9 protein-coding genes are annotated in these 12,327 nt (G+C 34.7%); all 9 read right to left on the bottom strand.

Annotated elements, in window-relative coordinates:
* Positions 1-126: 126 nt before the first annotated feature.
* From BM241_RS02560 to BM241_RS02600, 9 genes are read right to left on the bottom strand one after another with little or no spacing between them, the layout of a single operon-like run.
* A complete protein-coding gene (locus tag BM241_RS02560) occupies positions 127-2,610 on the bottom strand; it encodes a transglutaminase-like domain-containing protein (RefSeq protein ID WP_025747143.1) in 2,484 nt (827 codons plus the stop codon).
* Positions 2,611-2,632: 22 nt separating this feature from the next.
* Positions 2,633-3,649 carry a carbohydrate-binding family 9-like protein gene (locus BM241_RS02565; RefSeq protein WP_242948233.1) on the bottom strand — a complete coding sequence of 339 codons (1,017 nt, stop codon included), beginning with the start codon at positions 3,647-3,649 and terminating at the stop codon, positions 2,633-2,635.
* Between the two features lie 31 nt (positions 3,650-3,680).
* Positions 3,681-4,754, bottom strand: a complete 1,074-nt coding sequence (locus BM241_RS02570; RefSeq protein ID WP_025747145.1) for a carbohydrate ABC transporter permease — start codon at positions 4,752-4,754, stop codon at positions 3,681-3,683.
* Positions 4,747-5,694 (bottom strand): carbohydrate ABC transporter permease, encoded by a 948-nt coding sequence (locus BM241_RS02575; protein ID WP_143094038.1) that lies wholly within the window; start codon positions 5,692-5,694, stop codon positions 4,747-4,749. The genes BM241_RS02570 and BM241_RS02575 overlap by 8 nt, the downstream gene beginning before the upstream one ends.
* A 21-nt stretch (positions 5,695-5,715) precedes the next feature.
* Positions 5,716-8,274, bottom strand: a complete 2,559-nt coding sequence (locus tag BM241_RS02580; protein ID WP_092281973.1) for a DUF5696 domain-containing protein — start codon at positions 8,272-8,274, stop codon at positions 5,716-5,718.
* An 18-nt stretch (positions 8,275-8,292) separates the two neighbouring features.
* Positions 8,293-8,982: a YIP1 family protein gene (locus BM241_RS02585; RefSeq protein ID WP_025747148.1), complete on the bottom strand. Its 690-nt coding sequence runs from the start codon at positions 8,980-8,982 to the stop codon at positions 8,293-8,295.
* A 2-nt stretch (positions 8,983-8,984) separates the two neighbouring features.
* The gene (locus tag BM241_RS02590) at positions 8,985-10,463 is read right to left on the bottom strand and encodes an NHL repeat-containing protein (RefSeq protein WP_092281974.1); all 1,479 of its coding nucleotides are present in this window, start codon (positions 10,461-10,463) and stop codon (positions 8,985-8,987) included.
* 12 nt (positions 10,464-10,475) lie between these two features.
* Positions 10,476-11,417, bottom strand: a complete 942-nt coding sequence (locus BM241_RS02595) for a carbohydrate ABC transporter permease (protein ID WP_025747150.1) — start codon at positions 11,415-11,417, stop codon at positions 10,476-10,478.
* Positions 11,418-11,419: 2 nt separating this feature from the next.
* Entirely contained in the window at positions 11,420-12,319 is a 900-nt protein-coding gene (locus BM241_RS02600; protein WP_025747151.1) for a carbohydrate ABC transporter permease, read from the bottom strand.
* Positions 12,320-12,327: the final 8 nt, after the last annotated feature.

Here is a 12,327-nt window from a genome sequence, read left to right on the forward strand (position 1 = left end):
ACCTACTTTAAAACTAAGATTTGTTCTCTATATTTATGTATTAATATGTTATTTACATATCTTTTTATCGTAATTAAATATATCAATTTCAACCCACTTGTCAAGAAAATAAGAAAAGTATACAAATCACGCATTTTTTAACATCAAACTGACAGACCCCACATGATAACCGCTAAAATAACACAATGCATTCAATATACCCTCACTCGTCTTTTGAACAAGTGCTTGTACAGGATAATTCCCTTTTTTATGGCCCAATTGAACAAGAAGCATTTCTGCAAAATCCTTATCATTTGTTTTAATTAGTATAAGTTCTGGAAATAGGGATATAAGTTTTTCCACACTCTCGTTTGTATTAGCACTAATTAAAACTATTCCTATATCCTTATTCTTAATAATGTCTGCTTCTTCCATTAATTCCCTAAATAAATGCTCTGTCGGTTCTTTAGAAGGCTCTACATACGCTACAATATTGTAATCTTTTGGCAAAACATCTGACAAAGTAATATTACCCTCATCGGTCACAAAAGTATAATCTGAAATAACCACAGGTTCCATAATTTTCTCTTCTTTAGGAATAGAGACATCAAGCGTTAAATCATTACCTTTTACCAACTCTACAAAATAAGCATTAAATAGCATAGTGCCATCATCGAGCCTTTGACCGGTTAAAATGCGGTAGCAACCCTCTTCAAGCTCAAATGTAGTGCTATCATGCCCTCGGAAGTTCAAGGTTTGGTACCATCCATTGACTAAGCGAGCAATTGTAAAGTTCCTGAAATACTGTAATTTTTCTTCACAGTTCAGCGTTAATTTCACCATTTCTTTGGGTTCATAAGGAACAACACGAATAAATTTACCATCTTGATAATACTCAAGTTCTTGATCGTTGGGATTGAAACGAGCAGGTATACCTAAACTACGGCAAATAGCCACAAACAGTACCTTTTTCGAAATTTTTGAAGCTCGTTTTAACTGAAGAGTCCCCTGCGGCGAAGCGATTAATGTTCTGTAATCCATCTCAGTTGCATCTTCAATTATTTCGTTGATATAATCATATATTTTCCTAGGGTTCTCTACAAATTCTTTCTTGGTATTATCATCAAAGAAGTTATTAATAAATCCTCTATAAGGTGAAAGCATTTCTAGATAAATCCTTGGATTTAAAACATATTTTACAAAAATATCTTCATAAAAACAATCTCTAAACGGATACGCATATAATAAATGATCGTTAAGCATCTCACAAGTACTGTCAGTTAAGTCCTTTGAAGCTATAGATTTCAACAGCAATACCTTATACTTAAAGGGTATTCCATTATCGCTATCTAAAAAAGCCTTAATTTCTTCATGGTTACCCTTGGATTCCACAAGAATGCGAGCAACATCATCATGAAAGCCAGGATATTTTTTAGCCAGTTCCCTCCCTTTTTCCTCAGTAATAAACGTATTTTCAAAAGCTGCGCGCACTTTATTACAATGCTGAATCCTGGCTTCATGAACAGGATCCTGAATTGTATCCTCGTCCTCAACGGTAGCAACTGGCGGTACAAGCTTTATCGTAGTGTTGCTGGTTTCTTTTAGTACAGCATTTGCAAAATCTAAAATTACAACTTCCTGCTTACGTACATCCACCTTACACGTCATAAATTTCTCTCCATCGGTAACATGAACGTGTAAGTCACCAAGACCAGTTGTAATAGAAACTATTCCATTTTCATCTGTTTCCAGTACGGCAATAGGGCTGAGTTCGCAATAATTGGGAACCTCAAATCGCACCTTTACCTTTCTGCCACCGGTATTTAAAACCTTAATAGTCAATTTTTTGGTCTTAGCGTAATTGCTAGTCAAATTTAACTCGGTAAAAATCCCATTCCTATGTATAATTTCCTCATCTTCATAAACTATATCAGAAAACACGCGAGTATCTATAAGCATAGCCCTGGTTGCTGGAACTTTAAACCAACCTCGATCCAGCGCAGGTTCTGGTTCACAAGCTCCAAGAAACCTCCATCTTCCATCGATATACACTTCTACCCATGCATGATTACTATCACAATGTGCCCATCTAGGAGTATAAATCTGACGCGCCGGTATACCCACACTCCTTAGTGCGGTTACAGTAAACGTAGATTCTTCACCACACCGTCCCTTTGCATTCTTGATAAGCGTTAAGGGCGAAACGGTACGAGGATTCGTAGGAGTATATGTAGCTTTTTCCAAACACCAGTAATTTACCTCTAGAGCAGCTTGATACATGCTTTTACCTTTTATACGCTCATAAAGTTCGTTGAAAAATATCTCTCTATTGTATTCAATATTTTCATTATTAACACGGTAGTGCAAAACATAATTAAGAAAAATATCTTCTGGTATATCCACTCCAAATATGTTCATATCATATACTTTTAGGGTATGTCTAATTATTTTTAAAAAAAGCGAAGCATCATACGTTGCCAAATCGCTCACTGGCATATATGCATAATAATACTTCAAACATATCCGTTCTCGCTCGTCGGCGCTATCAAAAATATTCTTAAATTTCTCAACATAAGGCTCCACACGTTTAAAATCTTTTTCTATCTTTTCAATTGTTTTTTGCGTAAACATATTTATTCCCCACCCCTTCAGTTTACTTTAATTTTTTTTGTTGGAAACGGCCATCAGAAAACAATATAATCTCTTTCGTTTGATCATGATTTAAACAAGAAATTTCAAAACTATTAGAAGTAACTTCAACTTTAGGCATTATAGTATTACCTGTACCTTCGGACAACAAGACCACATCATCGGTAAATTTACCATGAATATCATAATATTCGTAAAGATTGTAATAGATCTTACGCATTTGCCATTTAATTTTTTCATCTTCAGGAATAGTATAACGTTTGTTCGAATAAGTAAAGAACACAAAACCCCATAGTTCTGGGTAATGAATGTTAACAATTCCCGTAGGTGCCCACACCCAATTGTCTTCCGGAAATGGTTTACCCGTTTGTGGATTTATGCGTTTTACATACTGATTGTCAACAATGTCTACTAACCACTGTACTCGTGAAAAATTCATTCTCCAATAAACCCCTTCATCTGGAATATTTCCCTTTGCGCATTGATTAAGTACCGAAAAAGGCATTACAATTTCCACCGACCACATCTTATTATCAGCAGAAGGATTATTTAGTTCCCCATCAATATAAACGGCAGTTCTTAAGCCTTGAATATCAAAGGCATTTACGGGCGTCCCATGATTTAAATATGGTTTTGTGAGAAGCAAATCCCATACGGTATTCAAGGCATTTATCTCCAATTCGTAGTATTCGTGAGTATCCCCATCCGGATCGATAAAAACTTCAAAATCATTATCCATAAAAATGACACTATCCCGCTCTGTTAAAGTGGCCCAGATTTCCGGTCCATACAATTCTGCGCCGATATACAGATTATCATCATCCCACAACATTTTAACTCTTGTTTGAAAGCGCGGTTTAGGGCGAATATCGCCTTCTATATCCACAAACCAATCAGTATATTCCGCATTTTCCCAAAAAGGCTTATCCAGTCTCCCATCCAGTTCGAACGGCTTATCGGCGCGCTTGCAAATGTATACTGGTGGATTAAATTCTATTTTAGGTTTTGGAATTGTGGCCATTTTCATCCCTCCATTTATTCTTTAGTATGCTTTATCCAACAATACCGGATCTTTCAATGCCTTCAATGAAATGCTTTTGGATGATTATAAAGAATACAATTAATGGTAAAATAACCAATAGTGAGCATACGGTCAAAATCAGTGAATCATAGGAAGCCGAAGAAAGCCTAACTACATCGGATGGTATTTTAGAAATAGCATTACCGATAGCAAGCTGTACATTACTTGTACCACCGCTAGGCGCACTCAGCATCCCTAACCTGACTCTTAGGTAGTTACTTGATGGATTAAATAATTGTGGGAAATAGGTATCATTCCAGTTCCATACAAAACTCAATACACCTACAGTCAATATACTGGGTTTAGATAAAGGCATAACTATTCCAAAGAATATACGTAAGAAACCGGCACCATCTACATATGCTGCTTCCTCCAATTCTTTTGGCAAACCCTTAAAAAATTGACGGAAAATATATATAAACAACCCTCCATTTAAACCCTGCCCCATTGCCGCTAGTATCAACATAGATGTAGGTTTACCCAATAAATTCAATTTCTCACCAGTCATTCGCTCAAATATTCCCAAAATATCAAAATTTCTGAAAAACACATATTGTGGCAACATAACTGAAGCTGGAGGTACAATAATTGTAAAAATGGCTAAAGCAAATAGCAACCCACTTCCTTTAAATTTTAACCTTGCAAATGAGTATCCTGCCAGAGCGGCGCTCAAAACCTGTAACAGCATTATACTCAACGTTGAACCAGCAGTATATAAAACCGACTTAGGATAATCCATTATAATGGCCGCTATTTTTATATTATCAAAAGTTGGCGACGCTGGAATCCATATAGACCCCAAAGAACCATAATCATATGGATGGGTGAATGTAGTTGAAATCATACGTAAAAGAGGATACAAAATCATATACGATAAACATATAATAAGCGCATATTTAAAAGTCATTACCAAAACGCTATTTGTTTTTTTCTTTAGATAAGAATACGTTATTTTTCTTCTTGTCTTAAACTTTTGTATAACTATAACATTACGTTTTGATGTGTTGGTTATATTATTGATTATACTAGCTAGACTATTAATCATAGTAAAACACCACCTTTGAAATTAATAATGAAACTATTAATACAATAAACACTGTTACCAACATATACACGGTAGCCATAGCAGCACCAAGACCATAATTAGCTTGTCTAAAAGCTATATCGTATATCCTGTCAATCATTCCATATCTTATTCCATCTATCATAGTAGCATGTTTAAAAAACCTATCTATAATGCTATAAACAGTGCTCACCAATATCATAGGCGATAACATCGGCAAAGTAACTTTCCAAAAAGTCTCATGAGCTGATGCCCCTTCAATTTTTGCTACCTCATATAATGAAGGTGAAATAGTCTGCAATCCCGCAAGAAAAATAAGCGTAGGCACACCTGAATTGGCTAGCACAAAAAATATATTGTTTAAAGCACCAGAAACAAATCCAACAATTTCAGTAGGGAGCCCTGTATGAATCAAAACATCCAGAATAATTCTAGAACTGAAAGCTTCTATACCCCTACCCCCTACAAGTTCTTGACTTACAAGATCAGTACCTACCAAAGTCGTACTGGCAATTTCCGTACCCATTATTATAGGTATGAAAAATATAGTGCGAGCCAAGCTCCGTCCTGGATACTTTCCATTTATCAAAATAGCTGCTATTATTGAGAAAATGATAATTACCAATACTTGTGGTAATGCTGAAATCACCATAGTTATAACTAACCTGTTAAAAATGGGATCAATTTTAAAGGCTCTAATGTAATTCTCCCATCCAATAAACTCTGTTTGTACTCCCCCCTCTATAACTTTAACTTTATTAAAACTATAATAAATAGATTCTATTAGTGGCTTAAGAAAAAACAACAGAAATCCCAATAACCAAGGTAACAGAAAAACTATACCCCATACAGCCTTTTTTTGAGATAGGCTTAGCCTATAATACCACCTATTAATGCTAAATATATTTAATGTCTTCTTCACCACAACCTCACCCCACTCCAATTATTCTACAACAACATAAGATAGAGGCTTGAGTAAAAGCCTATCTATTATTTTTTCTTCAGTTGAATAATTTAGATACACAACAACACCATTTGTATACACTACCTTTACCAAATCTTTATCAATAATCTCATGACTGTCAATCTCTGCACTTTTTACTTTTTGATAAAATTCATTGTATAAATTGTAAAGTTCAGCAATCTTTTCTTCCCAATGCTTAAATTGTGTCTTATAGTAGTATTTCATTCTGAAATCATCCGACAAATATGCTGGTATAAATTCCCTTTCATCTGCAGCAGTTATTATCCACTTTAAACTACTTTTCGTTTCAATAGCTTTCAACAAATATTTTTCAAAACCCTCTAAACTGTATTTGTTAAATGCCGGCATAGAATATATTATATTATTTTCCAGTACCATCTGCACAAAAGGTACATTGTAATCTATTATCCGTCTACTACTTCCATATACTGGCAAATCAGTTATATACTCAGCATATTTATATACATAACTATTAGCGTTGGAAAACAATAAACTATTATAGTCATCCATTATTTGGAACGCATTTTGGAACATCGGCAAAGCATCCCATCTCATTATCTGGTTTTTTTCATTATAATCTCCATACAACAAAACTCCTGCTTCTCCAAGTCCCAATCCTTTTATTCCCAAATTATTAGACCACTTTATTATTTCTGAAGCGTATTTAGAGAAAAAGGATGGAGATATTAGCCATTCCATTACCCTATCTGTAACTTTAGTCACCATATTAAAGCCCGGCTTAACTGCCAAAGTATTGTTAATAAGTTTAGCTATATCCTTGCTTCTACTAATACCTTTAGTAGAATAAGTAGTTAACATATTTATTGTAAAAAACAGGGGAATATCATTTTGTTGTGAGTATGAAATAAACTTCTTTAATCCTTTTTTACCACCAATACTTCTTATAACTTTAATATCGTTAAAAGGTGAATTTTTTGCACCCCCATTTGCCCAATCAGTATACTGTACAACAATATCAGTAATACCTTTTTGCTTTAACGTTTCAGTAATGTGCTGCGCTTGATCAAAAGAAGTCATGCTTATATAGGAAGTATAAGGAATTCCCAAAAACATCTTTTTCCTTGGAACGGTAGCAATCATCTCTAAAAACAACGGAGCCTGCTGTGGAACGTTGTTCTTTTTTATAGCCTTTCTTTCTTCCAAATATTTCCTATATTCTTTAGCCATGCCTACATAGTTTGCATTTTCCCCTTCTAAAAACCTATATCTTACCACAATGTCTTTATCATAACCTCGTTCCGCATGTTTTAATATGTAATTATCAAAACCTACAGTAAGTGGTATTCTCTCAGAATAAAACAAATTAAACTTTACACTAATCTTATTAAACTCATCTACTCTACCCGCCACATTTGCTGTAACAGTTGCTATCTCTGCCCCTTCTTCAATTATACCCATTACAGCAATGTCATTTTTCTTTATACCAAAAACCGGAAAAGTAGATGGCGTAAACTGCTCAGAATAAAGCTTATTCTCATATAATGGATCCGGCCCAAAAATGGGCGCAGAAAACTCTGTTAAATATTTACCGTTATTAAAGTTAATAATTCCACCGCATCCATCGGGCACAAACAAATATCCTTTGTCGCGTACACTTCCACAAAGCAAATATGGCGTCAGTATCAACTCTGAAATCGGATGCTTGGGATCCGTTTCGATATCTTTTACAGGTACGCGAACAACCAAATCTTTCCCATCAAGTACATATTCTACAACAATCTTAAAAGTGATATTTAAATTCTCAGCTTCCACACCCCACATCTCATTGTCGATAGCCAGCTCTTCTTCGGAGTAAGCACCTATTTCGTAAAATAAATTATACATTCTTTTAAGAACGGGAATAGGTACCGCTGTAGGAGAACCATCTTTAGTCTTAGACTCCCAATTACGTATATATTTATCTTTAGTTTCAGTATAATACCCATGTTTACCTAAAAGCTCTTGACGTTGCTTATCATCAAGATATTTTAGAACCAAGTTTTCCATTCGTTCTTTGCTTATATACATAGGAAACATATCAAGATGTATTCTCGAAGCATCCCCTACAGTAAAGATGCATCTAATGCCATTATCCAACAAGGCATATTCTACCTGGTCTAATTTAATGCTCATTGTATAATTATCCCACGTCTCTGTTGTACCTCTTATTAAATCTCTATAATAAGTCACGACAAAATCTGACTTTTGAATATTTTTTACATGTTCGCTGCCCACTTGACCGTTCATAACCTTGGTATCAAAATAATTACCAGTTTTTAATGAAACTACTCTTAAAAGGTTAGAGGATTTATCAATAAACAATTTCGCTTCATCGTTTTGAGCAACCACTTCAAAATTAAATTTATATTGTTCTTCCTCAGCAACATCCTCTAGTGAAATTTCCCCCACCACATCACCCTTAACATCACCTTCGTCATTTAAATTTTCTTGCTCACCAAAAACAGGTGTCTGAAGTAAAAGCATAAATACGATAATCAATGCTAAAATTCTTTTCATGGTAGATCACCTTTCCTGTCATAGTCTCATAGTTAATTCTTCTACTACTGTTCTAATGAATACAATTACCTCATTAGAAAGAGCTAAAAGTAAAGCCACTATGAAAACAATTATGCACATTACAATAACAGTCATCACAATCATTAAAACTGACTGGGTAAATGAATATTCATGAATGACAACTAAGCCCACAAACAAATAAAATAGAAACGATACCATTCCCAGAGAGTAAAAAAACATAGCAAAAGCCGCTTCTTCTACAGTAACAAAATTAGAAAGTATCAACCCAATAAAACTAAAGATGATCTTCGGATAAGATGCGTAAGCATAGACCATAAATATTTCTTTCATCTTTCCGCTACCATTTGCAATAGCAGTAACGCTCCAGTTTGCCACTACAAATAGTATAATTGGTATAATAGTCATAAAAATAACGTATACCGTATTAACGGTCTTATTTTCGGTATAGTATCCGGCCAGCACAAATCCTTTATACATCTCGTTATATATATTAAAAAAACACATCAAAATAACTACCATAAGAGCAAAATACATTTTTCCTCTATTCTCATATTTCAAATCGCTAAATCCTTTAAATGGACGAGAAATTATATAAAAAGGATATTTTATAAAATCCTCCTTTAAGTCTATACGATTTTTAAAAACTTCAAGGACGCTAATGAATTTATCTTGTATAAATGCAATCATTTTTATGCCTCCATCCGAACCTGAAATTTAAACTTTTTAATAATTTTATAAACACTAACACACATAACCAAAAGAACTAGTATCCCCACAAAGAGGTCAAAATATTGTTCAGCCCATTCCTGTCTTATCTTTTTGTATGCCATAGAATAGTAATAAACATCTTGACCAAGTAAGAAATAATCCCTGGCTGTTTTATAATCGCCTCTACGATACAAAGCTTTACCAACACCTACATATGCATATTGAAAAGCCGGATTATGATCTATTACTTTTTTCCATTCCTCCATGGCCAAATCATAATTAAATTGTGACTGATACTTAACAGCATTATGAATACTTCTACCATAATCATTTAATTCAAAAACTTTAATAGACTCACTTCCTCGATCAGCAACCAATAACCTATCTTCCCCCATAAATTTAACATCCACGGGCAGTTGAAATCTCCATTCGGCAGTGCCTGACTCCCCAAATGCGTATAACATATAACCATCTTCATCATACGCAAAAATCCTTGAACGCTTAGTGTCAAGTACTACGTACAGACCATAATCATTGACATCAATAGCACTAAGCGTAGATTTACCTGCTGGTACTCTCAACCCATAGTGATTGTATTCTAAATCTCCCTGGGGCTTCACACCCGTCCCAACGGGATATCTCAAAATATTCCTACCTTTTGCATTCAACTTTCTAATGGGCTCTTCATCTCCGGAACCCGCCACCGTAGCGTATACAAAATCGTCCCCATCTATTGTTAAGTTACTAAAATTAACAGGAAGCCACAGCCGCGATCGGGCGCGTTGTTCCGCGGTTTGAAGCCTCCTCCAGAAAAGTTGTATAGGAGTATACCTGACTTCTACCACTCCAAAATATCTCAAAAACGTACCATCAGGATTTATTTCTACCAATCCTTCATAAATGTTATTAGCAACTACATAAATACGCCCTACACTATCCACCGCTACCTTCAATGGTTGATATGCAACATTTTCGGGGATAATAATCCCTTCCGGCTTACCCAAAATTCTTTTTATAGACCAATCCGATCCAAAATGAAGTATACGACCTTTCGAAGGTTCGCACGCATACAACTCTTCGTTGTCTGTTACCCACATACCTGTAATATCACTCATCTCCTGCTCTTTACCATTGTAAATAAAACTGGTTAATTCTCTTATTAAGTTAAAATTATGATCAGTAATTACAATTTTGCCGTTACATCCAATATAAACATGCTTATCGGAAACAAATATACTATTAATTCCATTTAAATCCTCTATCCTCAAATCTTCAGCATTAACGCTTTTTATATAATTATAGGGCGAAGGGGCTGGAACAGGATGATATCCCGTGTCAGTATAATAGTATATATAGCTCAATATATCGCCAGCAAACACATCATACTTTGCTAAAAAAAAGCTAAGCATTAACACAACCGCACTCACTATAGCTCTTAATCGTATTCTTTTTTTGTTCATTTTTTCACCCACCTACTCTTTTAAGCCTGAAGTCGTCATAGTCTCTATAACGTTACTTTGAGCTATAATAAATGTAATTGTAGGAATTAAAAACATAATAAGAGAGACGGCTGCCATAACACCCTGTCTTGCAATTCCTACCCTTGCAATCTGTCCTAAAGCATAACTAAATGTTTTCAAATTTTCTTTATAGATATACATGTCTCCCGTGACTCCCCACATAGTTTGAAAAGAAACTATAAACAATGTTATCCATGCAGGTTTTACAGAAGGCATTATCACGCGCCAGAAAATCACAAATTCGCTTGCCCCATCAATACTAGCGGCTTCAATTAACGATGATGGTATTTGTTCCATAAAATTTTTCATTAAATATAGTCCTAAAGTTGCAGCAAAAGCAGGTAAAATAATCGCCCAATATGTATCAATTAATCCCAGCTTTGAAATAATAACATAATTGGGTACGGCTGTTACTACAGGAGAAAACATCAGTGAAAGAACAATAATCCTTGAGATAACTTCACTCCCAAAAAACTTGTATTTGGCTAATGGATAAGCTGCCATCGAAGCAAATATAATCTGCCCTGCGGTACCTATAACAAGTATAAAAACCGTATTAAAAATATATCTAGAAAGCGGTATAACGGAATCCTGAAATATTACTCTTAATTCTAGAAAATTATTAAGAGTAGGGGTTCTAACAATTATATCCGGTGGAAATTTTAAAAGTTCGTGTAGTGGCTTAAAAGCATTATTAACCATAAAAATAACTGGGAAAAGGAACAAAAAAGCTAGAAAGGTAAGAAAAGCAACAAGCAAGATATTGCCCCACACCGAACGATTGCTTCTGGTATTGGTAAAAAATTTAATGAAGGCATTGGGTGCTCTCTTATATTTTATTCTTAAATTTTGCTTTTTCTCCAACGAAACTGTTGATACTTTAAATGGTGCCATATTTAAGTCCCCACCCTCTTTATGAACTTCTGTATAAGTAAATTAGTAAATACCATCATCCCAAATAGCACTACTGCAATCGCTGAAGCATATCCCATCTCCATTCTTACACTACCATAATCCAGAAGATGATTGGCTATAGTATGTGCTCCATAATTGGGACTCGGGAAACCCGTTAAAGCAACAGTTATATCCCCCACTCCCAAAGCACTAGTAATAGACATAATTGCACCAAACATTAATTGGGGTCTCATATTTGGCAAAGTTATATACCAAAGTTCTTGCCATCTGTTTCTGATACCATCTATCTCTCCCGCTTCATACTGAGTTTTATCAACCGTCTGTAATCCCGCAACAAAGGCCAAAAACCCAAATCCCAAGCTCATCCAAAGAGAAACCAGTATAACAACAGGCAACATATACTGCGTATCCTGCAACCATAGTATCGGTGAATCAATTATTCCCCACTCCAATAATTTAGCATTTAAGTAGCCATAAGGATCTCCTGAAAATATAATAGTGAATATCAAATATACATTTCCTGAAATACTTGGAGCGTAAAAAATGATTGTCAAAATAGCTCTAATCTTAGCAGGAAGCTCATTTATAAGCCACGCCATTAAAAAAGCCAGTAAATAACCTATAGGGCCAGTTATAACAGCAATTACAAAAGTATTTTTAACAGCGGTAATAAAAATATCATCATTTAAAAATAATCTTCTATAATTACTAAGCCCTACAAATTTAGGGAATTGGAGCAAATTAAAATCAGTAAAACTAATTATTATAGAAACAGATACAGGTAAAACAACAAATATGAAAAACAAAACTAAAAACGGAAGCATCATAAGATATAAATCTTTATTTCTCTTAAAACCATATACCCGGATTTTATCTTCCATCTAAAACA

The organism is Caldicoprobacter faecalis (genome assembly GCF_900115765.1).
Taxonomy (GTDB): Bacteria; Bacillota; Clostridia; order Caldicoprobacterales; family Caldicoprobacteraceae; genus Caldicoprobacter; species Caldicoprobacter oshimai.